Source organism: Stenotrophomonas sp. LARHCG68 (assembly GCF_052871705.1).
Genome location: NZ_JBIXJV010000002.1, coordinates 764611 through 791538, shown reverse-complemented (window position 1 = coordinate 791538; position 26928 = coordinate 764611). Strand labels below are relative to the sequence as shown.

At 66.0% G+C, this 26928-nt stretch carries 20 protein-coding genes; 9 read left to right on the top strand and 11 right to left on the bottom strand.

The genetic code is table 11. The features are described from left to right. The 3 genes from leuE (at position 1) to ACIPR8_RS10845 (ending at position 2622) form a co-directional block, all read left to right on the top strand. On the top strand, positions 1 to 624 hold the full coding sequence (leuE, locus tag ACIPR8_RS10855) for a leucine efflux protein LeuE (RefSeq protein ID WP_446541025.1): 624 nt from the start codon (positions 1 to 3) through the stop codon (positions 622 to 624). Between the two features lie 58 nt (positions 625 to 682). Then, complete coding sequence (locus ACIPR8_RS10850) at positions 683 to 1039, top strand: DUF488 domain-containing protein (protein WP_446541024.1); 357 nt, start codon at positions 683 to 685, stop codon at positions 1037 to 1039. A 152-nt stretch (positions 1040 to 1191) separates the two neighbouring features. Then, entirely contained in the window at positions 1192 to 2622 is a 1431-nt protein-coding gene (locus ACIPR8_RS10845; RefSeq protein WP_192287200.1) for an amino acid permease, read from the top strand. A gap of 79 nt (positions 2623 to 2701) precedes the next feature. Here ACIPR8_RS10845 and ACIPR8_RS10840 read toward each other — a convergent pair whose 3' ends face one another. Then, positions 2702 to 3940 (bottom strand): dipeptidase, encoded by a 1239-nt coding sequence (locus ACIPR8_RS10840; RefSeq protein ID WP_446541023.1) that lies wholly within the window; start codon positions 3938 to 3940, stop codon positions 2702 to 2704. A gap of 169 nt (positions 3941 to 4109) precedes the next feature. Further along, positions 4110 to 5279 carry a class I SAM-dependent rRNA methyltransferase gene (locus ACIPR8_RS10835; protein ID WP_132864071.1) on the bottom strand — a complete coding sequence of 390 codons (1170 nt, stop codon included), beginning with the start codon at positions 5277 to 5279 and terminating at the stop codon, positions 4110 to 4112. Between the two features lie 280 nt (positions 5280 to 5559). Here ACIPR8_RS10835 and ACIPR8_RS10830 point away from each other — a divergent pair, with 280 nt between their 5' ends. Both ACIPR8_RS10830 and ACIPR8_RS10825 read left to right on the top strand, forming a co-directional pair. Next, positions 5560 to 6516: a TerC family protein gene (locus ACIPR8_RS10830; protein ID WP_132866114.1), complete on the top strand. Its 957-nt coding sequence runs from the start codon at positions 5560 to 5562 to the stop codon at positions 6514 to 6516. Positions 6517 to 6610: 94 nt separating this feature from the next. Then, complete coding sequence (locus ACIPR8_RS10825) at positions 6611 to 7393, top strand: rhomboid family intramembrane serine protease (RefSeq protein WP_446541022.1); 783 nt, start codon at positions 6611 to 6613, stop codon at positions 7391 to 7393. Positions 7394 to 7414: 21 nt separating this feature from the next. Here the strand turns inward: ACIPR8_RS10825 and ACIPR8_RS10820 are convergent, their stop codons facing one another. The 9 genes from ACIPR8_RS10820 to rpmH all read right to left on the bottom strand — a co-directional run bounded on the left by ACIPR8_RS10820 (position 7415) and on the right by rpmH (position 19019). Continuing rightward, the gene (locus tag ACIPR8_RS10820) at positions 7415 to 8335 is read right to left on the bottom strand and encodes a hypothetical protein (protein ID WP_446541021.1); all 921 of its coding nucleotides are present in this window, start codon (positions 8333 to 8335) and stop codon (positions 7415 to 7417) included. A gap of 182 nt (positions 8336 to 8517) precedes the next feature. Continuing rightward, positions 8518 to 9552: a glycerophosphodiester phosphodiesterase gene (locus tag ACIPR8_RS10815; protein ID WP_446541020.1), complete on the bottom strand. Its 1035-nt coding sequence runs from the start codon at positions 9550 to 9552 to the stop codon at positions 8518 to 8520. Positions 9553 to 9677: 125 nt separating this feature from the next. Then, positions 9678 to 11291: an ABC-F family ATP-binding cassette domain-containing protein gene (locus ACIPR8_RS10810; RefSeq protein WP_446541019.1), complete on the bottom strand. Its 1614-nt coding sequence runs from the start codon at positions 11289 to 11291 to the stop codon at positions 9678 to 9680. Positions 11292 to 11450: 159 nt separating this feature from the next. Beyond that, positions 11451 to 12500: a virulence RhuM family protein gene (locus ACIPR8_RS10805; protein ID WP_446541018.1), complete on the bottom strand. Its 1050-nt coding sequence runs from the start codon at positions 12498 to 12500 to the stop codon at positions 11451 to 11453. Between the two features lie 38 nt (positions 12501 to 12538). Beyond that, positions 12539 to 13888, bottom strand: coding sequence for a tRNA uridine-5-carboxymethylaminomethyl(34) synthesis GTPase MnmE (gene mnmE, locus ACIPR8_RS10800; RefSeq protein WP_446541017.1), 1350 nt, complete (start codon positions 13886 to 13888; stop codon positions 12539 to 12541). A gap of 3 nt (positions 13889 to 13891) precedes the next feature. Beyond that, the gene (locus tag ACIPR8_RS10795) at positions 13892 to 16573 is read right to left on the bottom strand and encodes a polysaccharide deacetylase family protein (RefSeq protein WP_446541016.1); all 2682 of its coding nucleotides are present in this window, start codon (positions 16571 to 16573) and stop codon (positions 13892 to 13894) included. Positions 16574 to 16669: 96 nt separating this feature from the next. Next, on the bottom strand, positions 16670 to 18382 hold the full coding sequence (yidC, locus tag ACIPR8_RS10790) for a membrane protein insertase YidC (RefSeq protein ID WP_446541015.1): 1713 nt from the start codon (positions 18380 to 18382) through the stop codon (positions 16670 to 16672). Beyond that, positions 18382 to 18840 (bottom strand): ribonuclease P protein component, encoded by a 459-nt coding sequence (gene rnpA / locus ACIPR8_RS10785; protein WP_446541014.1) that lies wholly within the window; start codon positions 18838 to 18840, stop codon positions 18382 to 18384. The genes yidC and rnpA overlap by 1 nt, the downstream gene beginning before the upstream one ends. A 38-nt stretch (positions 18841 to 18878) precedes the next feature. Beyond that, the gene (gene rpmH / locus ACIPR8_RS10780; protein WP_132864063.1) at positions 18879 to 19019 is read right to left on the bottom strand and encodes a 50S ribosomal protein L34; all 141 of its coding nucleotides are present in this window, start codon (positions 19017 to 19019) and stop codon (positions 18879 to 18881) included. Between the two features lie 254 nt (positions 19020 to 19273). Between rpmH and dnaA the strand changes: the two genes are divergently transcribed. The 4 genes from dnaA to gyrB all read left to right on the top strand — a co-directional run bounded on the left by dnaA (position 19274) and on the right by gyrB (position 26862). Then, positions 19274 to 20605, top strand: coding sequence for a chromosomal replication initiator protein DnaA (gene dnaA, locus ACIPR8_RS10775; RefSeq protein ID WP_313255813.1), 1332 nt, complete (start codon positions 19274 to 19276; stop codon positions 20603 to 20605). Positions 20606 to 20929: 324 nt separating this feature from the next. After that, a complete protein-coding gene (gene dnaN, locus ACIPR8_RS10770) occupies positions 20930 to 22027 on the top strand; it encodes a DNA polymerase III subunit beta (RefSeq protein WP_132864061.1) in 1098 nt (365 codons plus the stop codon). 1165 nt (positions 22028 to 23192) lie between these two features. Beyond that, positions 23193 to 24293 (top strand): DNA replication/repair protein RecF, encoded by a 1101-nt coding sequence (recF, locus tag ACIPR8_RS10765; protein WP_132864059.1) that lies wholly within the window; start codon positions 23193 to 23195, stop codon positions 24291 to 24293. A gap of 109 nt (positions 24294 to 24402) precedes the next feature. Further along, positions 24403 to 26862: a DNA topoisomerase (ATP-hydrolyzing) subunit B gene (gene gyrB, locus ACIPR8_RS10760; RefSeq protein WP_192287190.1), complete on the top strand. Its 2460-nt coding sequence runs from the start codon at positions 24403 to 24405 to the stop codon at positions 26860 to 26862. Positions 26863 to 26928 lie beyond the last annotated feature (66 nt).

Below are 26928 nucleotides of genomic sequence, written 5' to 3'. Positions count from 1 at the left end.
ATGCCGTGGATGGGCATCAACGACGTCGGCACCTTCGTGGTGGCGGTGATCCTGTTCCTGATGCTGCCCGGCCCGGGCACCTTCACCCTGCTCACCGCCACCGCGCGCGGCGGCGTGCGCGCCGGCTACGCGACGCTGGGCGGGTGGATGCTGGGCGACCAGATCCTGATCGCCATCGCCGCCACCGGCGTGGCCGCGTTGTTGCAGGCACACCCGGCGCTGTTCGCCGGCCTGCGCTACCTCGGTGCGGGTTACCTGATCTGGGTAGGCGTGCAGCTGCTGCGTGAACCGGCCGCCGGCAGCAACGGCAGCGACGCGGTCCAGCACGGCCGGCGCTGGTTCCGGCAGGCCTTGCTGGTCGGCGTGCTCAACCCCAAGGCCATCCTGTTCTACATGGCCTTCTTCCCGCTGTTCATCGACCCGGCGCGGCAACGTGGCGCGCTGACCCTGGCGACCATGGCGGTGCTGATCGCCGTGCTGAGCATCGGCTGGTGCTCGGTGCTGATCTTCGGCGGGCAGTTCATCGCCCGGCGCCTGGCCGGGTATCCACGGGTCGGGGTCTGGCTGCGCCGCGCGGTCGGCGTGTGCCTGATGGTGTTCGGCGTGCGGCTGGGCCTGGAATAGGAGCCGCTGCGCCAGAGCGGTACGATCGGCCGACAACCCTGGCTGTGCGAGGCGGGCAATGAAGATCTCCTGCAAACGGGCCTATGAGGCCGCCAGCGCCGACGACGGCCAGCGCTTCCTGGTCGACCGCCTGTGGCCGCGCGGCGTCAGCCGCGAGAAGCTGCAGGCCATCTGGCTGAAGGACGTGGCCCCGAGCACCGCATTGCGCCAGTGGTTCGACCACCAGCCCGAGCGCTGGGAGGCGTTCGAGCACCGTTATGCCGCGGAACTGGCCGGTTCCCCGCAACACCTGAAACCGCTGCGCGACGCCCTCGACGCCGGCCCGGTCACGCTGGTCTACGGCGCGCGCGACACCCGGTACAACCAGGCCGTGGCGCTGCGGGATTACCTGCTCGCCCACCCTCGCCATTCATGATCAGCGCGCGGCCCCGGTTTTGTGCCGGTTCCGGCAGCGATGCCAATGGCAATCGCCAAAGCTCGCTGAAACCGCGCATCTTTCTGGCTTTGCTGCACTGCATTCGGCGACACTCGCCGACTTCCTGAATCACCACGAACCGTGAGGTCCGCATGCAGTCCTGGCTCCGGCGCAAGCCCATCGACCAGCTCACCGAACACGAAGAAGGCCGCCGCCTGATCCCCTCGCTGAGCTGGCCCCACCTGGTCGCACTGGGCATTGGCGCCATCGTCGGTACCGGCATCTACACGCTGATCGGCGTGGGCGCGGACAAGGCCGGCCCCGCGGTGCTGCTGTCCTTCATCATCGCCGGCGTGATCTGCGCCTGCGCGGCGCTGGCCTATGCCGAGCTGTCGACGATGATGCCGGCCGCCGGCAGTGCCTATACCTACAGCTACAGCGCGCTGGGCGAGACCATCGCCTGGGTGGTGGGCTGGAGCCTGATCCTGGAGTACTCGCTGGTGGTCAGCACCGTGGCGGTGGGCTGGTCGGGCTACTTCGTCGGCTTCCTGGAGTGGCTGCACACCTCCTTCGGCTGGAACGTGATGCTGCCGCAGGCGCTGGCCGCCGGCCCGCACGCCGGTGGCGTGATCAACCTGCCGGCCATCGTCATCACCTTCCTGGTGGCCGGCATGCTGATGCTGGGCACGCGCGAGAGCGCCACGGTCAACGCGGTGCTGGTGGTGCTCAAGCTGATCGCGCTGGCGGTGTTCGTGGCCGTCGCGCTGCCGGCCTTCAACGCCGAGAACCTGCAGCCGTTCATGCCTTACGGTTTCCCCAAGTCGGTCAGCGCCGACGGCGTGGAGCGCGGCGTGATGGCGGCCGCGGCGATCATCTTCTTCGCCTTCTACGGCTTCGACGCGATCTCCACCGCCGCCGAGGAAACCAAGAACCCCAAGCGCGACCTGTCCATCGGCATCATCGGCTCGATGGTCGGCTGCACCATCATCTACCTGCTGGTGGCCGCCGCCGCGGTCGGCGCGATGAGCTACACGGTGTTCGGCAAGAGCGCCGAGCCGCTGGCATTGATCATGCGCGAACTGGGCCACGGCACCGCCGCGCTGGTGATCGGCATCGTCGCCATCATCGCCCTGCCGACCGTGCTGCTGGCCTTCTTCTACGGGCAGAGCCGCATCTTCTTCGTGATGTCGCGCGATGGCCTGCTGCCGCGCGGCCTGTCCAAGGTCAACCAGCGCACCGGCACGCCGGTGGTCATCACCCTGTTCACCGCCGTGCTGGTCGCCGCCCTGGCCGGCGTGGCGCGCCTGGACGAGATCGCCGCCCTGGCCAACGCCGGCACCCTGGCCGCGTTCACCGCAGTGGGCCTGTGCCTGCTGGTGCTGCGCAAGCGCGAGGCCGGCCGCGAGCGCAAGTTCCGCGCACCGCTGGCGTGGATCGTCGGCCCGGTCGCCATCCTGGGCTGCATCTACCTGTTCTTCAGCCTGCCCACCCGCACCCAGCTGTGGTTCCTGGCGTGGAACGCACTGGGCCTGGTGGTCTACGCGGTGTACAGCCGCCGCAATGCGGTGCTGGGCAAGCGGTAATCCACCGTTCCATGTGGATGACACAAGGCGGGCTTCGGCCCGCCTTGTGTTTGTGGGATTACATCCCAGCCTACCTGCGTTACCGAGCCTGCCTGGCCGCGTAGTCCTGCGCCTGGCGCATCACCCGCAGCACGTTGCCGCTCCAGATGTTGGCGATCTGCGCCTCGCTCAGGCCACGGCGCTGCAACCATGCGGTGATCTTGGGCAGGTCGGCGGCGTCTTCCATGCCGATCACGCCACCACCGCCATCCCAGTCCATGCCGATGCCCACGTGGTCCGGCCCGACCACGTCCAGCATGTGGCCCAGGTGCTGGAAGAAGTCATCCAGCGTCGCCTTGCGGCGTGGGTACTTCTGGTCCAGCTCGGCCATCGCCCGGGCCAGTTCCACGCCCTTGGCCATGCTCATGTCGTCCCAGCCCCCCAGGCGCTTGCCGAGTTCTTCCTCGGCCTGCTTGCGCTCGGCGGTCTTGGTCTCGTCGATCAGGTAGCCGCCATAGGCATTGGCCTGGATCACGCCCCCCTTTGCGGCGAGCTGGCGCAGGCGCGCGTCGTCGAGGTTGCGCGGGTGGTCAAACACCGCCTTGGCCGAGCTGTGCGACAGGATGAACGGCACCGGCATCATCTCGATGAGGTTGTCGAACACCGCATCGGACGCGTGCGACTGGTCGATCACGATGCCCAGCTTCACCGCCTCGTTGACCAGCGCCTCGCCGGCCGGGCTCAGCCCCTTCCACTCCGCGCCCTTGGGGTCGGTGGCCGAATCGGCGAACTCGTTGTTGGCGAAATGCACGGTCGACATCAACCGCAGGCCGGCCTTGTAGTAGAAGCTGAGCAGCGAGGGGTCGGCCACCAGCGGGCTGCCGTTCTCCATGCTGATGTAGACCACGCGCTTGCCGGCGGCCTTGATCCGCGCCGCGTCATCGGCGCTCAGCGCCAGCTGGAACTTGTCCGGGTTGGCGGCCAGCATCTCGTGGATCTGCAGCATGCGCTGCAGGCCATGGTCGCGTTCGGCGGTGTGCGCGGCCGGGGTGCGGTCGCCCTGGTCGGTGTAGATGGCGAAGAAGCCGCCATCGAGCGCGCCTTCGACCATGCGCGGGTAGTCCACCTGCGACAGCGCGTTGTGGTCGTGGCGCTGCATGATGTTGAAGTCCGCCCGGGCGAAGTTGGCCGGGGTATCCAGGTGCGAGTCCAGGGTCAGCAGGCGGCGCTGCAGTTCACTGGCCTTGGCCAGTTCGGCCTGGCTGAACTCCACGGCCGAGGCCGCCAGCGGGAAGCACAGCGACAGGGATACCAACAGGGACAGGGGACGCAGCGTCATGAGGCCTCACCAGGGGTGGAAAGGCCCGACCTTAGCCCCGCCTACCGGTCACGGCCAGTGACGGACGGCATGGGCGCGCCGGACACCCGCCGCGCGCGATCCGCCCCCTCCCTTTGGCGCAGCCAAGGGGAGGGCTGGGGAGGGGTAAGGCCCTCCCGCCGAGCGTGGGTTAATCCACCACGCGGCAGAACACCGCCTTGAGGTAGCGCGATTCCTGCACGTGCGCCATGAACGGATGGTCCGGGCCGGCACCGGCCACCTTCAGGATCTGGATGGTGCGGCCGGAATAGAACGCGGCGCGGCGCAGCATGTCCAGGAACTGGTCCTCGGCCACCAGGCCGGTGCAGGAGAACGTGGCGAACAGGCCACCGGGCTTGACCACGCCCAGCGCCAGCTTGTTCATGTCCAGGTACTTCTTCAGCGCATTGATGACCTGGTCGCGGTCGCGGGTCATCTTGGCCGGGTCCAGGATCACCACGTCGTACTGCTCGCCGCGGTTGGCCGCATCACGCAGCCACGGGAAGATGTCGGCCTGCACGAACCGCGGCTTGGCGTTGTTCAGGCGTGCATTGCCCTTGGCGATCTGGATCACGTCCTGGTCGATGTCCACGCCCAGCACGTCGCTGGCGCCGCGCGCGGCAGCGTACACGGCGAAGCCACCGGTGTTGCAGCACAGGTCCAGCACGCTCTTGCCTTCCACCTGCTGGCTCAGCCACTCGCGGTTCTCGCGCTGGTCGGCGAAGAAACCGGTCTTGTGCGCGCCGGCCGGGTCGGCACGGAACTTGATGCCGTACTCGGTGATGACCGCTGGTTCGGTGGTGGTGTTGCCGTGGAAGTCGAAGCTTTCCTGCTTCTGCACGTGCTCGTCGGCGAAGCTGTGGAAACGGCAACCCGGGAACTGTTCGCGCAGGGCCTCGTAGATCCACTCGCGGTGGCGGAACATGCCGGCGGCGAAGAACTCGACCACAATCAGGTCGTCGTAGCGGTCCACCACCAGCCCGGACAGGCCGTCACCCTCGCTGTGCACCACGCGCCAGGCGTTGGAGACCTGGTCCAGCTTGAGCACGTCACGGCGCAGCGACACCGCCTCGGCGATCTTGCGGCTGAACCAGGCCTGGTCCACCGCCACCTCCGGATGGGTTTCCAGAATGCGCACGGCAATCCGCGAATGACCGTTGTAGAAGCCCCGGCCAATCCACTCACCGTCCACGCCGACCACGTCGACGATGGTGCCGGACTTCGGCTTGACGGTCGGCTTCTCGACCAGTTTCTGGAAAATCCACGGGTGGCTGGAGCGCCACGCGTTCTTCAGGCGTACGACGGGGAGTGGGGTATTCATGCCGCTATTGTAGCCGCGCCGGGGCCGCTCCCGCGGTGCTCTCATTGACTGTGCGGGGCGCAGCCGGCAGTATTCAGCCCCAGAAGGGGAGTAGCTCCCAGACGTTGTCGCCGTCAGTTCGAGCCGCAAGGCTCCGGTGCAACGGCAGTTCCGGCCTCCGGTACTGTGAGCAAGACCTTCGCCGCATTGGCGAAGCTCTGTCCCCGGTCTCCCCGATTCCGTGTCCAGCTCTTGGCCTGTGTGGTTCCGAGAACCCTTTTAACGACCGGAATTTCCCATGATCCAGACAATCGGTAATCCCTGGCTTTGGGGCGGCTTCATCGCCGTCGTCATCGCCGCCCTGTTGATCGACCTGGTGCTGATGCGCCACGGCGGCCCGCACAAGGTCACCTTCAAGGAGGCCCTGCTGTGGTCCATCGGCTGGGTGGCGTTGGCCCTGGCCTTCAATGCCGGCCTCTGGTACTACCTGAACGAGACCGCCGGTACCGCGGTGGCCAACGAGATCGGCCTGCAGTTCCTGACCGGCTACCTGATCGAGAAGGCGCTGGCGGTCGACAACATCTTCGTGTTCCTGCTGATCATGGGCTACTTCGCGGTGCCCGAGACCCAGCGCCAGCGCGTGCTGATCATCGGCATCCTCGGCGCCATCGCGCTGCGCACGGTGATGATCTTCGCCGGCACCGTGCTGGTGAACCAGTTCCACTGGCTGCTCTACGTGTTCGGTGCGTTCCTGCTGTTCACTGGCTGGAAGATGTGGTTCGCCGCCGGCCAGGAGCCCAGCCTGGATGACAACCCGGCGCTGAAGTTCATGCGCAAGCACCTGCGCATCAGCCACGAGTACAACGGCAACCGGCTGGTCGCCGAGAAGGACGGCGTGCGCTGGTTCACCCCGATGTTCGTGGTGCTGATCCTGATCGCGGTCACCGACGTGATCTTCGCGGTGGACTCGATCCCGGCCATCTTCGCCATCACCACCGACCCGTTCATCGTGCTGACCTCGAACGTGTTCGCGGTGCTGGGCCTGCGCGCGATGTTCTTCCTGCTGGCCGGCATGGCCGACCGCTTCCACCTGCTGCCGTACGGCCTGGCCGTGATCCTGGCGTTCATCGGCGCCAAGATGCTGCTGATCGACCTGTACAAGATCCCGGTGCCGGTGTCGCTGGGCGTGGTCGCCGCGATCCTGGTCACCACCATGGTCCTGAGCCTGAAGATCCCGCCGAAGCAGAAGCACGGCTGATCCACCGCCGCCAGCGGGATTGTCCCGTTGGCGGCACAGCGGTTCCCATGCCCGTCCCCCTTGCAAACCGGGGACCCGCCGCAATCCCAATGACATGGATACGCCAAACGTCCCCGCCACCGGCGCCTCGCCGGCCAATGACCGCAGCGACCGCAACCGGGTGCTGCGCGCCTTCAACCTGAGCCTGGGCTTCGTGCTGCTGCTGGTGGCCGTGTTCGCCGTGCAGAGCAGCGGCTGGGACTGGCGCGCCTGGTCGGTGGCGCCCCTGGAAGCCAAGGGCCTGTGGGGCCTGCTGGGCGCCCCGCTACTGCATGGCTCGATCGAGCACCTCGGTGCCAATGCGGTGGCCCTGCTGATCCTCGGCACGCTGGCCGGCAGCGTCTACCCCAAGGCCACCGTGCGCGCGCTGCCGCTGCTGTGGGCGGGTTCCGGGTTGGGTGCCTGGTTGCTGGGCGAGCCCGGCAGCCATCACCTCGGTGCCAGCGGCGTGACCCACGGCCTGATGTTCCTGGTGTTCGTGCTGGGCCTGCTGCGCCGCGACCGGCCGGCCATCGCCGCCGGCATGATCGCCTTCCTGTTCTACGGCAGCATGCTGATCACCATCCTGCCGCATGAGCCGGGCGTGTCCTGGCAATCGCACATGGGCGGTGCCGCCGCCGGCGTCATCGCCGCGCTGATGTTCCGCCACGCCGACCCGATGGCCCCCCGCAAGCGCTACAGCTGGGAAGACGAGGAGGAAGACGAGGTGCTGGCCGACGCCGATGAGCTCGAGCCACCGTCCCCGCGGCAGGTACCGGTGTTGTGGCAGCCTCGCGAGGGCCGCGACTACGAAGTGGTGGTGCCGCTGCGCCGGCGCGACCCGAACGACCCCGCGTAAGCGCGGCCCGGGCCGTCAGGCCTACCCCTGCCGCGAGTAGCGCCCCGCGATGGCCAGGCGCAACCCGCCCCATGCCAAGGCGGCAGGCACGAGTACTTCCAGCACCGCGATGAAGAGCTGCAGCAGGAAGCCGTAGGGTTCGGCTCCCCAGTGATAAACCACCGAACCACTGCCCCGCCAGTGGCTCACGCGGAGCGTTCCACTGCCCAGTGCGTGCAACAGCACCCAGGCCTGGCTGAGCGCCAGAACGGCGAGGAATGCCCCGATCAGCGCCATGACGACGCGGACGCCTGCCGGCAGGGCATCGTCCTGTCGAGGGGCGCGCGGTCGCGTTCCAGGGGCGCCCTCCACGACGCTGGCCTGCCGTGGGGGCCGGTGCCGGGGCGCGGCTGCCGGCGAGTTCAGCGGCACGACCACGATCCCGGCCGGAGCCTCCACCTGCAGATGCGTGGCGATCCGTTGCAGCCATTCGCCGGTGACGCCGCTGCCCGGCCGCACGGCGATCGTTTCGAAACTGAGCTGGTGCTCGCTTCCATCGGCGTGCATCAGCCATAGCCGCACGGGGGCACGGGCGCTATCGCCATGGCGCCGGAGCTGCAGGCGAGGCTGACCCGCCAGCACGAACGCCGCATCGACGCGCCGCGCCCTTCCAAACAGGTTGTGGGAGATGCGGATGCCCTGGTTGCCGGGCCTATCCAACACCAGCGTCTCGCGCAGACGGAAACACCAGAGCGAAGCCAGCGCCATGGCGATCATCAAAGCCGATGCCAGCCCTGCCAGCACCGGGTCCATCCCGGTGCCATGGAGGTCGCGCGAAAAGAGCAGCAGCACGGGGCCGACGGTGAAGACCAGGCTGAAAGCGACCAGCAGTACCGTCGCCACCGCGTTGCGCGAATGGATGCGCAGCACGGCGCCTTCCTCGAACCGGTAACCGATCAGCAAAGCGTCCCTCCATGATCCTGCCAATGCCCACTGCCGGCATTTTCACACAGGACAACCGCCCCCCCCTTTGGGCACCGCCGTGACTGGCAAGCGATGACAGGGCGTCAAGTGATCGATCCGGTGCCGCCAACCCGCGGCGGCCCGGGCCGAAGCAGCTGCGGCGTCGCGGTGCAGGCCGCTCCTTACGGAGTGCCGTCCACCGCGCGGCGGCCCAGTGCGGGATCGTCGGTGAACAAGGCATCGATGCCGGCCTTGAGGTACTCGCGCATCTCGGCCACCGATGCCTCCGGGTTGCGCGCGTTCTCCACACCCTGGCGCATTGCCGGCGGCAGGAACGGGTTCTCCGGGCGGAAGGTGTAGACCACCACCTGCAGACCGGCGGCATGCGCATCCCCGACCAGTGCGGTGGGCGCAGCCAGGCCCCCCTGCGCGTTCCACGGGATCACCATGCGCCGTTCCGGGCCGATGGCGTCGGCGTAGCCGGCGATCTCCTTCAGCCCGGCCGGCGTCGCCATCTGCGCATAGGTCAGCGTGCCGCCGGCCAGCGCCACGTCGGCCGGCATGTCGCCGGCAGCATCCAGCAGCTGCAGCAGGCGGATGTTGGAATCGCGGCCCAGCTTGGCGCGCAGCGCGCGCAGGTTGGCGGTCTCGAAGGACTGCACCATCACCGGCGCCACCTTGGTATAGGCATTGCCCTGCAGCGCGGCCAGCAGCTTGTCTTCCATCGGCAGGCCAATGCCGCGGAAGTAGCTGCCGTGCTTGATCTCCGGCACCAGCCCGATGCCGCGGTTGGCGCGGCCGGCCTGCTGCACCAGGAAGCTGATGATCTCGTCCAGCGAGGCAATGCGGAACTGCCCGTCGAACGCAGTACCGCGCACCTGTGGCAGGCGCTCGCGGGCGTACAGGGTCTTCAGCTCGGCCAGGGTGAAGTCTTCGGTGAACCAACCGTCGATCTTCTTCCCGTCGATCACCTTGGTGGTACGGCGCTCGGCGAATTCCGGATGCGCGGCGACATCGGTGGTCGAGCCGATCTCGTTCTCATGGCGTGCCACCAGCACGCCGTCCTTGGTCATCACCAGGTCCGGCTCGATGTAGTCGGCGCCGTCGGAGATGGCCTGGGCGTACGCGGCCAGGGTGTGTTCGGGCAGCAATGCGCTGGCACCACGGTGCGCGTAGACCGAAACGTGTGGATAACTCTGGGCGGCGTTGGCGTGCATTACCGGGCAGCATGCCATGCCTGCCATCATCAACCATCCCCACCTGGACATCGCACCGCACCTTCATAAAAAAACGAAGGCGCAATGATGCCGCTGCGATGTGACCGGCGAAAGAAAGAACAGCCTCAGGCCGGCTGCAATCGCCAGCCATCCCTGTCCAGCTGCAACGTGGCATCGATGCCAATGGCCTGCAGGAAGGCCGGATCGTGGGAGACCACGACCAGCGTGCCGCGGTACTGCCGCAGCAGGCCTTCCAGGGCTTCCAGTGATTCCAGGTCCAGGTGGTTGCCCGGCTCGTCCAGCAACAGCAGCTGCGCCGGCGGGTCCGCGTAGAGCACGCAGGCCAGCGCCGCCTTGAGCCGCTGCCCGCCACTGAGCCGGGCCGAGGGCAGCACCGCCTGCGCGGCGTCCAGGCCCAGCAGCGAGAGACGGCTGCGAGAGACGGCTTCCTCCTGCAGCGGGTTGCTTTCGCGCAGCCCCTGCAGCGCACTGCATTGCGACGGCAGGACCGCCAGTTGCTGGTCCAGCAGCGCTGCGGGCACCGCAACCTGTACGTTCCCCGCCACCGCTTCGCACTGACCGGTCAGCAGCTTGAGCAAGGTGGATTTGCCGGTGCCGTTGGCTCCACTCACGGCCAGGCGCTGGCCCCGGCGCAGCGACAGGTCCAGCGCGGGCTGCGCCGGGTCGCTCCACGGCAGACGCACGCCTTCCAACCGCACCACCCATTCCGGGCCACCGGAGAGCAGCGCCGGCATCAGCAACACCGGTGGCGGCGCATCCAGCTGCGCATGCGCTTGCCGCACCGCGTCGTCCAGCCCCGCATGCCGTTGCTGGAGCTGCTGTCGTGCCTTGCCAGCGTTGGCTTCGGCACGCTGGCGCTGCAGGCCCAGCAGGATCGGCGCCTGGTTGGCCCTGGCCGCATCGCGGCTGCCACGCGCGCTGCGCTGCTCCAGCCGTTCGCGTTGGACGCGCAACTCCTGCTCGCCCTTGCGACGTTCATGGCGACGCTGCTGCAACAGGGTTTCGGCCGCCGCCCTTGTGGCAGCGCGCGCCTGTGCATAACTGGCGTAGTCGCCACCATGGCTGCGCAGGCCCTGCGGCGACAATTCGACGATGCGCTCCACCTCGGCCAGCAACAGGCGGTCGTGGCTGACCAGCAGCACGCCCTGCCCCCGTGCCCGCAGTTGCGCGGCCAGCCACTGCCGGCCAGCCAGGTCCAGGTGATTGCTGGGCTCGTCCAGGATCAGCAGCTCCACCGGTTGCAGCAGCGCGCCCACCAATGCCACCCGCATCCGTTGCCCGCCGCTGAGCTTATCCACAGGCATGTCCGCAGAGATACCCTCCAGTCCCGCGTCGAGCAACGCCTGCTGCAGCGTTTCGCGCAGCATCCACTGTTCGCCCACCGCGTCGAAGTCGGCCGGGTCGGTGCTGCCCGCCTCGATCCGCAGCAGCGCCGCCAACACGTTATCCACAGCGGCAAGCTCGGCTACCCGCTGCCCTGGAATCACCGCCACCTGCTGCGGCAGGTAGTGGACGCGGCCCATGCGCCGGCAGTGTCCGGCGCTGGGTACGCGCAGCCCGGCCATCATCTGCGCCAGCACGGACTTGCCCACGCCATTGCGGCCGACCAGGCCAGTCAACCGGCCATCGAAGCGTGCGGTGAGATCAGAAAAAAGGCAGCGCCCATCGGGCGTGTGCCAAGCGACGCCATCCAGCGTCACGGATACGGAAGTTGTCATGCGTGGTTCCATCGATGCCCGAAGCACCCGGCCGCCAACGGCAGCAGGGACTGGAAGGGACCGTCATTGCGACGGTGGCATCAATGGCGCATTGGACTGGCTCCGCAGGCGGGGGGATCCCGTAACGGCGCATAGCCTACTGCGCGCAGGCTGAATGTGTCACGTCGCCCCGTCGCTGCCCGGGCTCTTCCCACTCAATGCTTCGATGGCCCGGTCAAAGTCACTCTCGAATACCCTGTCCTGCGTGACCCGATACTTCTCGAACTCGCTCAATGCATGGCTCTGGGCCAGCTTTGCCGAGACGCGGCCGCTGTCCTGCAGCACATCCCTGTCGTCAAACACCAGGAACGCATCGAGCCGCTTGGACCAATCTTCCATCGTCATCGGGATCCTGCGCCGCGCGCGATCTTCGGCCAGCTCCAGATAGGCGTTGACGATGCGGCCCAACGAAGCAAGTTCTTCCCTGTCAAGGTAGTTCTTTGCCACCGTCACGTCGGTCCGCAGGATCTTGCCCGCCGGCGCGGTCGCCCAGGTCTGCAGCCCCATGTTGGGTTTGTTGCCATCCGCACGGCGATGGATGAGTTCGGCGGCAGTGTGCCCGTGGATTGCGTAGTGCAGCTTGTTCTGCACCTTTGCGAAGAACGACTGGGTGGTCGGCGCATCCTTGTTGTAATCGACGCTGGTGGCGTAGATATCGGTGATCTTCTGGTAGAAACGACGCTCGCTGAGACGAATCTCGCGGATTTCGGCCAGAAGCCGCTCAAAGTAGTCCTCGCCCAGGAAGCTGCCGTTTTCCATGCGTTGGCGATCGAGGACGTAGCCCTTGATGGCGAACTCCCGAAGGACCGCTGTCGCCCATTGGCGGAACTGGGTCGCACGGAGGGAGTTGACCCGGTAGCCGACCGAGATGATGGCGTCGAGATTGTAGAAGTCCACCGCCCGCGCCACATTGCGAAGACCTTCCTGCTGAACTATCCGGAATTTCCGGATGGTTGGTTCAGGCGCCAATTCCCCGCTGCTGAAGATGTTCTTCAGGTGCTCACTGACCGTGCGTACATCCACGTCAAACAGCTCAGCCATCAACTTCTGCGACAACCACAACGTTTCATCGTCGTAGCGCGCTTCGATGCTCTGTTCGCCGGCCTGACCGGTAAAGATCAGGAACTCGACGGTGCTATTGCGGATCAGGGTACGTTTTCCGTCGCTCATGCCTGCCCTTCCACGTGACGCAAAATCTGGGGTCGATACTACTTGCCGATGCAGAAACTCGAAAAGATACGCCCCAGCAGGTCGTCGGCCGTCATCCGGCCGGTGATCTCGCCCAGTGCATCGTGGGCCAGCCGCAGCTCCTCGGCAGCCAGTTCGAGCTGGTCGTGGTGCAGCTGCGCGTCGGCGATTTCCAGGTGCCCGGCGGCACTGGCGATGGCCTCGACATGGCGCAGGCGCGCGGAGAACTCCCCCTGCATGCCTTCTCCGGCACCGTCGCTGGCGATGGCGCGCAGGCGCGCGTGCAGCTGCTCCAGCCCTGCCCCGCTGGCCGCCGACAACGCGATGCTGTCGGCCCCCAGGTCCTGCGGCCACTGTGGCAGCAGGTCGCATTTGTTGAATACCCACAGCTGCCGCGCGGCCTGGGCGGCGGCATCGCCAATGGCCTGCTTGCCCGCGTCCGGATCACGCGCATCCAGCACCACGATGGCCAGGTCGGCGCGCTGCATTTCGGCACGGGCGCGGCGCATGCCTTCGCGTTCGATGGCATCGCCACCTTCGCGCAGGCCGGCGGTATCGACCAGTTCCAGTTCCAGGCCGTCGATGCGGATGGTCTCGCGCAAGGTGTCGCGGGTGGTGCCGGCGATGTCGGTGACGATGGCGCGCTCGCTGCCGGCCAGGGCATTGAGCAGCGAACTCTTGCCTGCATTGGGCGGGCCGATCAGCACCGCGTGCAGGCCATCACGCAGCTTGCGGCCACGCTCGGCGTCGATGCGCAGTTGCTCCAGCAGCGCACGCGCCTGTTCGATGCCGGCGCGTACCTGCGCGCCGCCCAGCGTATCCAGTGGCTCATCGGCAAAGTCGATGGCCGCTTCGACATGGATGCGCAGACGCACCAGCTGTTCCCCCACCTCTTCCACGCGCCGCGAGAACACGCCATCGAGCGAACGCCGCGCCGCGCGTGCGGCGCGTACGTCACCGGCGGCGATCAGGTCGGCGATGGCCTCAGCCTGGGCCAGGTCGAGCTTGCCGTTGAGGAAGGCCCGCTCGCTGAACTCACCGGCACGCGCCTGGCGCGCGCCCAGTTCGATGCAGCGCGCGAGCAGTTGTCGCAATACGACCGGACTGCCGTGGCCCTGCAGTTCCACCACGTCCTCGCCGGTGAAGCTGCGCGGGCCGGGAAAGTACAACGCGATGCCGTCATCGATCACCTCGCCGCCAGCATCGCGGAACCTGGCGTAGTGCGCGTGCCGCGGCTGCAGCATCGGGCAACCCAGGTCCACGGCGATCTGCAATGACCGCGGCCCGGAGACGCGCAGCATGCCGACGCCGCCGGCAGCGGCGCCGCTGGCAATGGCAACGATGGTCTGGCCGGTGGACAACGCGCTCATCCGCTACAGCTTCTGCAGTTGCGCGCGCGCCTGGGCCGCGCCGCTGCCTTGCGGCTGCAGCTCCAGGTAGGTGCTGTAGGCCTGCCTGGCCTTGGCCTTGTCGCCGGCATTGAAGTACGCATCGCCCAGGTTGAGGTAGGCCACCGCACGCGAGGGATCGATCTTCACGGTGTTCTCCAGCCAGCGCGCAGCCTCGGCATAGCGCTGCTGGCGGTAGTAGACGAAGCCCAGGTTGTTGGCCGCCAGGGCGAAGTCCGGACGCAGTTTCAGCGCTTCGGTGAACTGCGCCACGGCCTCGTCATAGCGCTTCTCGCGGTACAGCTGGAGGCCGCGGTCATTGGCCTGCTGGGCACGCTGGCGGTCGGACACCGCCCCGGCCGCCGGCACCACCAGCGTGCTCCTACCGCCCTGCAGGTCGGTCACGGTCACCGGTGCCTCGGCCTCGCCCTTGGCATCCTGGGCGGCGTCGACGCGGTTGTTGAGCGCGATGGCATCGGCCGAGAGCTGGCGGGTATCGGCGGTCAGGTATTCCTGGCTGTCCGGCACCTGGAACACGAACTCGCCGCCCTGCGATCCGGGCAGGCTGCCGAATGCCGGGGTCTGCCGCGACACCGCCGACACCGCCGGTGCCACGTACGCGGCCAGCTCGGTGCCGGTGATCAGGCCATCGCCATTGAGGTCGCCCTTGCCGGCCAGCGCCTGCAGCAGCACCCAGGTGAACACCGAATGCCCGTTCGGGCCGCTGTCGGCCACCTGCTGGTCGGCGCCACCGGCGGTCAGCATCTGGCGGGCGCTGCGGCGCGCGTTCTCGCGCAGGAACGCCGACGAGGACGGCCCGCCGCGGGTCAGGCCCAGGCCGCTGTAGCAGGCATCCATGACGAACATGACGTGCTTGGCGCGCATGCTCTCGGCGATGTTCTGGATGTCGGTCATCGCGATCGCGTCGGTGGCGAACTCGTTGGGGTCCGAATCCACCGGGATGATGTAGCCTAGGTCGCGCCCGGAGGCGAGCTGGCGGGTGGCACCATGGCCGGCGAAGAACACGAACACGCGATCGTTCCGGCCGGTGCGGTCATCGGCCAGGCGGTCGTGGAAGGCGGCCAGGATGTTGTTGCGCGTGGCCTGTTCGTTCTTCAGCACGATCACCTGCGAGGACGGGAAGCCGAACTGCCCGGTCAGGGTATCGGCGATGGCCTGCGCGTCATAGCTGGCGTACTCGAGCTTGGGCCACCTGGCGTAGTCGTCGATGCCGATCACGATGGCCCACGACTTCTCGTAGCCGGTGGTCACTGTGGCGTCGCTGGCCGCGCCCTTGCGCGGGCGGCTGACGCTGAAGTCACGGCCGTTCCAGCCGGCGAACTGGTAGCCGTCGGCGATCAGCCGGTCCAGGATCTGCGGCAACGCCTTCACCGCGCGGTCGTGGATGTCATGGAACAGGATGATGCCCTTCTGTTCCTTCTGCACCTGCTCGACCACGCGCTGCACGATCGACTCGGGCACCGGGTCGGCCCAGTCCATCGAATCGATGTTCCACATGATCGACTTCAGGCCGGCCTCTCCGAGCAGCTGCAGGCCTTCGGCGTTGCGCGCGCCATACGGGAAGCGGAACAACGGCGCGCGGCGGCTGTCCACGTCCTTGAGCAGGATGTCGGTGCCCAGCACCTGCTCGCGCAGCGCGTCGCCGCTGGTCCGCGAGAGCTGTGCATGGGTCAGGCTGTGGTTGCCCACCGCGTAGCCCTGCTCCATCAGGTTGCGGCTGATGCCGGCCATCGGCCCGAGCTTGACCTTGCCATCGGGCTGGATCGCGCCCAGGTTGCGGCCCACCTCGAAGAACACGCCCGGCACGTCGTAGCGCTTGAGAATGGCCACCACTTCATCGGTATAGGCCTTGTGCGGGCCGTCATCGAAGGTCAGCACCACGGTCTTGGCCGGCAGGTCGCGGCCGAAGATCTCGCGCTCGCTGTCCTTCATCGACATCGGGTAGGGCTCGATCACCCCGTAGTCGCGCAGGATCGCCTCGCGGCTGTATTGGGTATGCAGGTGGGCGATGTAGTCGTCCCACTTCTCGCGCTTGAGCGTGATGGCACGGGTGCGATCGAAACGGCTGAAAATCCGGGTGATTTCCTGGTTGTAGTTGCGCTCGATCTCGTCCAGCGCCTCCAGGTCCTCGCCGATGCGCTGGTGCAGCTTCACCGCCGGCAACGAGGAGTCCTTGCCGACCCGCTCGTGCAGGTCACGCAGCACTTCGCGGAACGCTAGGCGGTCGGCGTCGTACAGCTCCGGTGCCGATTCGATGTAGTCCAGCACCGTGCCCAGCGTGGCGAAGCGTTGTGGGCTGCTCTCGCGCAGCAACGCATCGAACTGCGCGGCGATGGCCTCGCGCTGCTCCAGCCCGTCATGGAACAACTGTTGGCCAATGCGGCTGGAGGTGGTGCGGTCGGCCGGCGTCTGCTGTGCCTCATCGGCCAGCAGCACGACGATGCGGCGATGGCCATCCAACTGCTTCTGCAACGCGCCCAGCAGCGGTGCCGCCGCCGGGTCCGTCGCTGCTGCCGCGGCGGCGCTGGGTTGGGCGACGGGCGCCTTGCCGGCCAGTTCCTGCTGCCTGCCACAACCGGAGGCCAGCACGCAGGCCAACAACAGGGGCGACAACAGCGCGCGGGACGAAGGCAGCGAACGGGGCATGGCGGGCTCGACGACGGAAAACGGTGGAAGGGGCGCGAACGCGGGGCGATTCTAACGCCACATGCGAAAAGCCCGCCTTGCGGCGGGCTCCTCGACTTACTTGGCTTCGACCTTGGCCGGCAGCGTGTCCTCGCCGTGCTTCTTGATCATGTACCACTGCTGCAGCAGGCTCAGGCCACCGTTGACCACCCAGTACAGCACCAGGCCGGACGGCATGAAGGCCATCATCACGCCGAACACCAGCGGCATGAACTGCATCATCTTCTGCTGCATCGGGTCCATGCCCACGGCCGGCGTCAGCTTCTGGGTGAACCACATCACCGCCATGTTGATGACCGGCAGGATGAAGTACGGGTCACGCGCGGTCAGGTCCTGGATCCAGGCAAACCACGGGGCCTGGCGCAGTTCCACCGACTCCACCAGCACCCAGTACAGGGCGAAGAAGATCGGCATCTGGATCAGCAGCGGCAGGCAGCCGCCCATCGGGTTGATCTTTTCCTTCTTGTACAGCTCCATCATCGCGGTCTGGAACTTCTGGCGGTCATCGCCATAGCGTTCCTTCAACTGCGCGATGCGCGGCTGGAACTTGCGCATCTTGGCCTGCGACTTGAACTGCGCATTGGCCAACGGGAACAGCGCCAGCTTGAGCAGGATCACCAGGCCGATGATCGACCAGCCCCAGTTGCCGACCAGCTTGTGCACCTGGTTCATCACCCAGAACAGGCCCTGGCCGATGATCGCCATGATCGAGAAGCGGCTGTAGTCGACCACGCGGTCCAGGCCCTTCACGTCTTCCTTGGCGATCTGGTTGACCAGCTTCGGGCCCACCCACAGGCGCGCCTCGGTGCTGACCTTCTGCCCCGGTGCCACGGTGAAGCCCGGACCGCTGGCTTCGATCACGTTGCGCGGGCCGTTCTGCGACAGGCGGTACAGCGCGGCCTGGTCGGCCTGCGGGATCCACGCGGTGAAGAAGTGGTGCTGCAGCATCGCCGCCCAGCCACCGGTGATGGTCTGGTTGAGGTTGCCGTCATCCATGTAGTCCTTGAACGCACGGCGCTGGTAGCCATCTTCCGGGCTGAACCAGGTGGCGCCATTGAAGCTGAAGGAGTCCGGGTTGGTCATGCCGCGGGTGACGATGGACGGCACACGGTCCAGCTTGCGGAACACGTAGCCCTGCCACGGCGCGCTGCCGGCGTTGCTCACTTCATCCTTCACCGAAACGGCGTACTCGCCGCGGGTGAAGGTATAGGTGCGGTGGATGCTCACGCCGTTGGGGCCATTCCACACGAACGGCACCTGCACCTGGTTCTGGCCGTCGGCCAGCACCACCTCGGTGGCGTTGCCGGCCGGCTGGAAACCGGCGGCGCCAGGTACCGGCGAACCGGACTGGCTGGCCCAACCGGCGGTGGCGGTATACGGGTGCGCCTTGTCCTCGGTCAGCAACTGCACCGGCGGGCTGCCGGCGGCCTTGGTCTGCGGGAACTGCAGCAGGTCGGCGTCGAGCACGCTGCGGCCATCAAGCACCAGCTTGAGGACGTCGGTGGTGACGGTCACGCGCGGTGGGGCACTGGCCGCTTCGACGCCGGCAACCGCCGGGGCGGCCGGAGCCTCATGGCCGGGGACGGTGGCCTGCGGCACAGTACCGGTGCCGGGCACGGCGAGGTCGGCATCGTTGGACACCGGCACGGCCGGCTGGGTCGCGGCCACGGTGGCCGGATCCGGCGCGTTCTTCTCGCGACCCCATTCCATCCACAGCAGCACGGCCACCATCAGCCAGGCGAAAATCAGGAATACACGGGTCTGGTTCATCAGCAGGCTGGCTCGGCTCGGCCGGACGAAGCATCCGGCGCGTTCAAAGGAGTGGGTTCAGCGCCCTTGCGCGGCGGCATTGTGCCGTCCGCGCCCGAAGCGGGCAATGCGCCGGCACGGCGCAGCAGGCGTTCGAACGCCTCGCGGATCTGTTGATTGCTGGCCGTCTTGGCCGCCGAGCGGGCAACGACGACGAAATCGCCATCGGCCAGGCACGGCAAAAGATGGCGTGTTGCATCGCGCAACACACGCTTGATACGGTTACGGCCGACCGCACGCGTATCCACCTTCCGTGACACGGCCATGCCCAACCGAGCGGGGGCATCCCCTTTCAGCCAGTGGAGTGTCATCAGCGGGTCGGACACACGGCGGGCGCCGTTGAAGACCGTAGAGTATTCAGCGCGCGTACGAACCCGCGCAGAGCGAGGGAATCGCTTGCGCGGGAAGGCACTGCTCACGATTGAAGTTGCATGTGCCGCGGAGAGCGGCAACGCAATCAAGCGCTGAGGACTTTGCGGCCCTTGGCGCGGCGACGCGACAGGACCTTGCGGCCGTCAGCGGTCTTCATGCGGGCACGGAAGCCGTGATCGCGCTTGCGCTTGAGGTTGCTGGGTTGGAACGTGCGCTTGGTGGCCATGGGGGCACCTGTATGAATGGGACGGAAAGAACCGGAAATTCTATAGAAGCGCCCCCCACCCCGTCAAGCTTACGAAACGACGGATATTCACAGGCCGGTGCACAGCTTGTGGATGAGCCTGTGAATAAATCCGGGACAAGCATTCCCGCATCCGGTCTGCGGTGGTAGTCTGGGCCATCCACTTTTCCCTGTTCCGGCCTGTGGCCCGGCGGCTTCCTGCGCCTTGCCGACAAGGCCTTTGATGATTATTGCTGATGGATGCCTGGTCTCTTTGTCTTGAACGTCTTGAAGCGGAATTCCCGCCGGAAGATGTCCACACCTGGTTGAAGCCCTTGCAGGCCGACCAGCGCGCTGACAGCCTGGTGCTGTACGCGCCCAATGCCTTCATCGTCGAGCAGGTGCGCGAGCGGTACCTGTCGCGCATCTCCGAGCTGCTCGCCCATTTCGCCGGTTTTTCCGAGGTCATCCTGGAGATCGGCTCGCGCCCCCGCGTGGCCGAGCCGGCCCCGCTGCCGGTGAGCAGCGGCGTCCAGGCGCCGGCATCGGCACCGGTGGTGCCGTTCAACGGCAACCTAGATGCGCACTACACCTTCACCAACTTCGTCGAAGGCCGCAGCAACCAGCTGGGCCTGGCCGCCGCGTTCCAGGCGGCACAGAAGCCCGGCGACCGCGCCCACAACCCGCTGCTGCTGTACGGTGGCACCGGCCTGGGCAAGACCCATCTGATGCTGGCCGCCGGCAATGCCATGCGCCAGGCCAACCCGGGTGCCAAGGTGTTGTACCTGCGTTCGGAACAGTTCTTCAGCGCGATGATCCGGGCGCTGCAGGAAAAGACCATGGACCAGTTCAAGCGCCAGTTCCAGCAGGTGGACGCGCTGCTGATCGATGACATCCAGTTCTTCGCCGGCAAGGACCGCACCCAGGAAGAGTTCTTCCACACCTTCAACGCGCTGTTCGACGGCAAGCAACAGATCATCCTGACCTGCGACCGTTACCCACGCGAGGTCGAAGGCCTGGAAGCGCGCCTGAAATCACGCTTGGCCTGGGGCCTGTCGGTGGCGATCGAGCCGCCGGATTTCGAGACCCGCGCGGCCATCGTGCTGGCCAAGGCACGCGAACGCGGTGCCGAGATCCCGGATGACGTGGCGTTCCTGATCGCCAAGAAGATGCGCTCGAACGTGCGCGACCTGGAAGGGGCACTCAACACCCTGACCGCCCGCGCCAACTTCACCGGCCGCGCGATCACCACCGAGTTCGCCCAGGAAACCCTGCGCGACCTGCTGCGTGCCCAGCAGCAGGCGATCAGCATTCCCAACATCCAGAAGACCGTCGCTGACTACTACGGCCTGCAGATCAAGGACCTGTTGTCCAAGCGCCGCACCCGTTCGCTGGCCCGTCCGCGCCAGGTCGCCATGGCGCTGACCAAGGAGCTGACCGAGCACAGCCTGCCGGAAATCGGCGATGCCTTCGCCGGCCGTGACCACACCACCGTGCTTCACGCCTGCCGCCAGATCAAGACGCTGATGGAAACCGACGGCAAGCTCCGCGAGGACTGGGACAAGCTCATCCGCAAGTTGAGTGAGTAAGCCATTCGGGGCACCGGATAGGTCGTAGGGAAGAAGCCGGACGAATCATGCACCGACGCCGCAGAGGCGTCATCGCACAAAACGGTGCATGATTCGGGGGCAGACGTTGGGGAAGTTGTGGATAAAAACGCGTCTTCAAAAACGTGCAAAGTTATCCACAGCATTCCCCACCCGTTCCGGGCCAGTAGTACAGAGGGTTTCAGTGCATAGAAACCTTTTTAAAACAAATACTTGGGTGTGTTTTAAACCAAATCTGGCTCTACCAGCACCACCAAGCTTTTGATTTAACCCACATCTTTTAAAAGCATAGGGGCACGAAACCACATGCGTTTCACACTGCAGCGCGAAGCCTTTCTCAAGCCGTTGGCCCAGGTCGTCAACGTGGTTGAACGCCGCCAGACTCTGCCGGTTCTGGCCAATTTCCTGGTCCAGGTGCAGGGTGGTCAGCTTTCATTGACCGGTACCGACCTGGAAGTGGAGATGGTCTCCCGCATCGCGGTCGAAGACGCCCAGGATGGTGAAACCACCATTCCGGCGCGCAAGCTGTTCGAGATCATCCGCGCCCTGCCCGATGGCAGCCGCATCACCGTTTCGCAGACCGGCGAAAAAATCACGGTGCAGGCCGGCCGCAGCCGCTTCACCCTGGCGACCCTGCCGGCCAACGACTTCCCTTCGGTTGACGAAGTCGAAGCGACCGAGCGCGTTGCCGTGCCGGAAGCGGCGCTGAAGGAACTGATCGAGCGCACGGCGTTCGCAATGGCCCAGCAGGACGTGCGTTACTACCTCAACGGCCTGCTGTTCGATCTGCGCGACAAGACCCTGCGTTGCGTGGCTACCGACGGCCATCGCCTGGCACTGTGCGAAACCGAGCTGGAAAGCAGCACCGGCAAGCGCCAGATCATCGTGCCGCGCAAGGGCGTGACCGAGCTGCAGCGTCTGCTGGAAGGCGGAGATCGTGAAGTCGAACTGGAAGTCGGACGTAGCCACGTCCGCGTCAAGCGCGACGATGTCACCTTCACTTCGAAGCTGATCGACGGCCGCTTCCCGGATTACGAAGCGGTGATCCCGATCGGTGCCGACCGTGAAGTGAAGATCGAGCGCGAAAGCCTGCGTGCTTCGCTGCAGCGCGCCGCCATCCTGTCGAACGAAAAGTACCGCGGCGTTCGCGTCGAGGTGACCCCGGGGCAGCTGAAGATCAGCGCGCATAACCCGGAACAGGAAGAAGCGCAGGAAGAAGTCGAGGCCGATACCCAGGTCAATGATCTGGCCATTGGCTTCAACGTGAACTACCTGCTCGACGCCCTGTCGGCACTGCGCGACGAGCATGTGGTCATCCAGCTGCGCGACTCGAACTCCTCGGCGCTGGTGCGCGAAGCCAGCAGCGAGAAGTCGCGCCACGTCGTGATGCCGCTGCGTCTCTGACCGGCGTTCCACGTGGAACCTGATTCCGGGGCGGACGTTTCGGACGCCGTTCGCAATGGTGGCAATGGGCCGCCATTGCAGCCGGTCTTGCGCAGTTTCCTCTCAGAGGCCCAGGGCACTTCGCATCAGCCGTCGCGCCACCTGTTTTTTTTCTTTTCTGGATCTCGAATTCCGGCAAAGGGACCTGCCCCAAGCACCGGGTTCTTCCAACGGTGATCCGATTCCGGGCTCAGATGGCCCCGGCTTGGAGGCCATCTTCGGAGCAACGCGAGATGCTGCGGTTCTGGTTGCCTGGCTGATGGGTATCGAGAACGCCATTTTCCGCAGAAGCTCGGCAAGCGGGTTGTTCCGTTGAGCTTGGCCGGCCATGGGACCGCAGATTTCGCCAGTTCCGCAGCCGTTCGGCTGGAAAGCGAAGCGCGCAGGCAGCAGATCCCCGATGTCGCTTCGCCCAGCGTCCGCCGTTTGCCCCTGGTTTCGTTGACTTCTGCCGGTATCGGGCCGCATGACGAGTCCAGAAACGGCAATATCCGCGGTTTCGGAGTGCCTGCGTGGGGCGAGAAGGCCGGCAGGTTCCACGCGGCGCCTTCGAACCCAGCTCAGCGCCCGGGGATTTCTTCAAATCTGAAAGTCAGGTGGCGTGCAGGACTTCCGGATTTCGCCATTTGAGCCGCTTTGTCCCGGCCCTGTTGCGGCGATGCTTTTTCGCAGCTCTATGCTTTAAATCTGAGAATAAATCTAAAGCTTGGTGGTGCTGGTAGAGCTGGATTTCATGTAAAACTATGCTAAGTGACTGTTTTAGCTAAATATATTAGCTTCGAAACCCCCTTGAAAAGTGGCCGTCAAGCCTGTGGATATCTGTGCATAAGGTGATCTCTGTGGAAAAGTGCCAAATTTATCCACAGATTGCCAAAGTTATACACAGACCTTTCCCCCAGAGCTGTCCCGCGAGGAAAAAGCGTCCAAGAACAGCCCACCGCGAGCGGGGCGTGATTTCGTGAAATCTGAAACGGCGTGAAGGGTTGGATGCTGCAGAATTCGCGAAATTGCAGGTGTTCCACGTGGAGCGCCTGGGCGAGCGTATTGCCCGCACCCTGTTGGCAGATGCTTTAAGCTGCGCCCTTGTCCGCCGCGGATGGCGCGGTGGTTGGGTACTTGAGCGTCAATGCATATCGTCCGTGTTGCCCTGAACCGCGTCCGTCGGTTCGATTCGGTGGAATTGGCGCCCCGCCCTGGCATCAACCTGATTACCGGCGCCAATGGCGCTGGCAAGACCAGCCTGCTGGAAGCGCTGCATCTGATGGCCTACGGCCGCAGTTTCCGCGGGCGCGTACGCGATGGCCTGGTCCAGAAAGGTGCGGACAGCCTGGACGTCTTTGTGGAATGGGAAGAGCGCGGAGCCGGCGGTGAGACCGTAGTTCCACGCCGAGCCGGGCTGCGTCATGGTGGCCAGAGCTGGAAGGGCCGTCTGGATGGCGAGGATGTCGCGCAACTGGGCACATTGTGCGCCGCGTTGGCGGTGGTGACCTTCGAACCGGGCAGCCATGCCCTGGTCAGCGGGGGGAGCGAGCCCCGTCGTCGCTTCATCGATTGGGGATTGTTCCACGTGGAACCGGACTTTCTCCCCCTGTGGCGGCGTTACACCCGGGCGTTGAAGCAACGCAACGCGCTGCTCAAGGCCGGGGCCCCGGGCTATCAGCTTGATGCCTGGGACAGGGAATTGGTTGAAGCGGGCGTGCCGCTGACTTCGCGCCGCCAGCACTACGTGGAACGTCTGCAGGAGCGGGCGATTGCCATTGCTGCCGATCTGGCCCCGACCCTGCAGTTGCAGACCCTGGAACTGCTGCCGGGGTGGCGCCGCCACGAGGTATCGCTGGGGGATGCCCTGCTGCTGGCCCGCGAACGTGACCGCAATGCCGGCTTCACGTCGGTGGGACCACATCGCGCGGACTGGGATGTGGGCTTTGCGCAGATCCCAGGCCGCGACGCGCTGTCCCGCGGGCAGGCAAAGCTGACCGCACTGGCCTGTCTGTTGGCCCAGGCCGAGGACTACGCTGCCCTGCGCGGTGAATGGCCGGTCATCGCGCTGGATGACCTGGGCTCGGAACTGGACCGCAATCATCAGCGGCGGGTGCTGCACCGCCTGGCCCAGGTGCCGGCCCAGGTGTTCATCACCGCCACCGAAGTACCGGCAGCCCTGGAAGAAGAGCTGCGCCCGGCGGCAATGTTCCACGTGGAACACGGCACGCTGCAGGCCGTGGTTTGAGCCTTCAGGGCGGAAATCTGCCCGGTAGGTATAATCGGAACGTCACCCCTATCCCTCATGCCCCTGCCGTACCGGCAGTGCATGACCTGCGGAGCCTACGGCAAGCGCAATGAGCGAAGAACAGAACACCCCGGCCACGAACGGCAATTACGACGCCAACAGCATTACCGCCCTGGAAGGCCTGGAAGCGGTCCGCAAGCGCCCCGGCATGTACATCGGCGACGTCCATGACGGCACCGGTCTGCATCACATGGTGTTCGAGGTCGTCGACAACTCGATCGACGAAGCGCTCGCAGGTCACGCCGACAACGTCACCGTCACCATCCACGCCGACGGTTCGGTGTCGGTGTCGGACAACGGCCGCGGCATCCCGGTCGGCAAGCACGAGCAGATGAGCAAGAAGCTCGACCGCGAAGTGTCCGCGGCCGAAGTGGTGATGACCGTCCTGCACGCCGGCGGCAAGTTCGACGACAACAGCTACAAGGTTTCCGGCGGCCTGCACGGCGTCGGCGTCAGCGTGGTCAATGCGCTGTCGGAGAAGCTGATGCTGGATATCTTCCAGGGCGGCTTCCATTACCAGCAGGAGTTCAGCCACGGCGCGGCGGTGCGTCCGCTGGAAAAGCTGGAAACCAGCGACAAGCGCGGCACCACCGTGCGCTTCTGGCCGTCGGTGGTCGCGTTCAACAACAACGTCGAGTTCCACTACGAGATCCTGGCGCGCCGCCTGCGCGAACTCTCGTTCCTCAACTCCGGCGTCAAGATCGCCCTGGTCGACGAACGCGGCGAAGGCCGTCGGGATGACTTCCATTACGAAGGCGGCATCAAGAGTTTCGTGGAACACCTGGCCCAGGTGAAGACCCCGCTGCACCCGAACGTGATCGCGGTGACCGGCGAGTCCAACGGCATCGTGGTGGAAGTGGCGCTGCAGTGGACCGATTCCTACCAGGAAACGATGTACTGCTTCACCAACAACATCCCGCAGAAGGACGGCGGCACCCACCTGGCCGGTTTCCGTGCCGCGCTGACCCGTACGCTCAACAACTACATCGAGCAGAACGGCATCGCCAAGCAGGCCAAGATCAGCTTCACCGGCGACGACATGCGCGAAGGCATGATCGCGGTGCTGTCGGTCAAGGTGCCGGACCCGAGCTTCTCCAGCCAGACCAAGGAAAAGCTGGTCAGCTCCGACGTCAAGCCGGCGGTGGAAAGCACCTTCGGCGCCAAGCTCGAAGAGTTCCTGCAGGAAAACCCGAACGAAGCCAAGGTCATCGCCGGCAAGATCGTCGATGCCGCGCGTGCCCGCGAGGCCGCCCGCAAGGCGCGTGACCTGACCCGCCGCAAGGGCGCGTTGGACATCGCCGGCCTGCCGGGCAAGCTGGCCGACTGCCAGGAAAAGGACCCGGCGCTGTCGGAACTGTTCATCGTCGAGGGTGACTCGGCAGGCGGCTCGGCCAAGCAGGGCCGCAACCGCAAGAACCAGGCGGTGCTGCCACTGCGCGGCAAGATCCTCAACGTGGAACGCGCACGCTTCGACCGCATGCTGGCCTCGGACCAGGTCGGTACGCTGATCACCGCGCTGGGTACCGGCATCGGCCGCGACGAGTACAACCCGGACAAGCTGCGCTACCACAAGATCATCATCATGACCGACGCCGACGTCGACGGCGCCCACATCCGCACCCTGCTGCTGACGTTCTTCTACCGGCAGATGCCGGAGCTGATCGAGCGCGGCTACGTCTACATCGGCCTGCCGCCGCTGTACAAGATCAAGCAGGGCAAGACCGAGCTGTACCTCAAGGATGACCCGGCGCTGGATGCCTACTTGGCCAACAGTGCGGTGGAAAACGCCGCCCTGGTACCGGCCACCGGCGAGCCGCCGATCGAGGGCGTGGCGCTGGAAAAGCTGCTGATGGTCTACGCCGGCGCGCAGGATGCGATCGAGCGCAACGCGCACCGCTATGACCGCGGTCTGCTCGAGGCGCTGGTCGATTTCACCCCGATGGACCTGCAGCACCTGCGCAGCGCCGGTGAGGGCGAAGGCCTGGATGCGCTGGCCAAGCATCTCAACCAGGGCAGCCTGGGCACGCCGCGTTTCACCCTGACCCTGCAGGAACCGAACGAGCAGCGGCCGGCGGCCGTGCTGGTGACCCGTCGCCACATGGGCGAGGAGCACATCCAGGTGTTGCCGTTGTCCGCGTTCGAGTCCGGCGAGCTGCGTCCGCTGCACCAGGCGTCGCAGCTGCTGCATGGCCTGATCCGCGAGGGCGCGACCATCAGCCGTGGCAACAAGAGCACCGAGGTGACCGGTTTCGCGCAGGCGCAGGCCTGGTTGATGGAAGAGGCCAAGAAGGGCCGCCAGATCCAGCGCTTCAAGGGCTTGGGTGAAATGAACCCGGAACAGCTGTGGGACACCACCGTGAACCCGGATACCCGCCGCCTGCTGCAGGTACGCATCGAGGATGCGGTGGAAGCGGACCAGATCTTCAGCACCCTGATGGGCGACGTGGTTGAACCGCGCCGCGACTTCATCGAGGACAACGCGCTGAAGGTCATGAACCTGGATATCTGATAGATCCAGCCGCAAGACCCGGGCGCCAGGCATCCATGGCGCCCGTCTTCTGCCCACCGCCTGCTC

What these genes read in the sequence shown, in the direction of transcription:
- leuE (WP_446541025.1), top strand. Translation starts at nt 1, where the DNA reads ATGCCGTGGATGGGCATCAACGACGTCGGCACCTTCGTGGTGGCGGTG.
- ACIPR8_RS10850 (WP_446541024.1), top strand. Translation starts at nt 683, where the DNA reads ATGAAGATCTCCTGCAAACGGGCCTATGAGGCCGCCAGCGCCGACGAC.
- ACIPR8_RS10845 (WP_192287200.1), top strand. Translation starts at nt 1,192, where the DNA reads ATGCAGTCCTGGCTCCGGCGCAAGCCCATCGACCAGCTCACCGAACAC.
- ACIPR8_RS10840 (WP_446541023.1), bottom strand. Translation starts at nt 3,940, where the DNA reads ATGACGCTGCGTCCCCTGTCCCTGTTGGTATCCCTGTCGCTGTGCTTC.
- ACIPR8_RS10835 (WP_132864071.1), bottom strand. Translation starts at nt 5,279, where the DNA reads ATGAATACCCCACTCCCCGTCGTACGCCTGAAGAACGCGTGGCGCTCC.
- ACIPR8_RS10825 (WP_446541022.1), top strand. Translation starts at nt 6,611, where the DNA reads ATGGATACGCCAAACGTCCCCGCCACCGGCGCCTCGCCGGCCAATGAC.
- ACIPR8_RS10815 (WP_446541020.1), bottom strand. Translation starts at nt 9,552, where the DNA reads ATGCACGCCAACGCCGCCCAGAGTTATCCACACGTTTCGGTCTACGCG.
- ACIPR8_RS10810 (WP_446541019.1), bottom strand. Translation starts at nt 11,291, where the DNA reads ATGACAACTTCCGTATCCGTGACGCTGGATGGCGTCGCTTGGCACACG.
- ACIPR8_RS10805 (WP_446541018.1), bottom strand. Translation starts at nt 12,500, where the DNA reads ATGAGCGACGGAAAACGTACCCTGATCCGCAATAGCACCGTCGAGTTC.
- mnmE (WP_446541017.1), bottom strand. Translation starts at nt 13,888, where the DNA reads ATGAGCGCGTTGTCCACCGGCCAGACCATCGTTGCCATTGCCAGCGGC.
- ACIPR8_RS10795 (WP_446541016.1), bottom strand. Translation starts at nt 16,573, where the DNA reads ATGCCCCGTTCGCTGCCTTCGTCCCGCGCGCTGTTGTCGCCCCTGTTG.
- yidC (WP_446541015.1), bottom strand. Translation starts at nt 18,382, where the DNA reads ATGAACCAGACCCGTGTATTCCTGATTTTCGCCTGGCTGATGGTGGCC.
- rpmH (WP_132864063.1), bottom strand. Translation starts at nt 19,019, where the DNA reads ATGGCCACCAAGCGCACGTTCCAACCCAGCAACCTCAAGCGCAAGCGC.
- dnaA (WP_313255813.1), top strand. Translation starts at nt 19,274, where the DNA reads ATGGATGCCTGGTCTCTTTGTCTTGAACGTCTTGAAGCGGAATTCCCG.
- dnaN (WP_132864061.1), top strand. Translation starts at nt 20,930, where the DNA reads ATGCGTTTCACACTGCAGCGCGAAGCCTTTCTCAAGCCGTTGGCCCAG.
- recF (WP_132864059.1), top strand. Translation starts at nt 23,193, where the DNA reads ATGCATATCGTCCGTGTTGCCCTGAACCGCGTCCGTCGGTTCGATTCG.
- gyrB (WP_192287190.1), top strand. Translation starts at nt 24,403, where the DNA reads ATGAGCGAAGAACAGAACACCCCGGCCACGAACGGCAATTACGACGCC.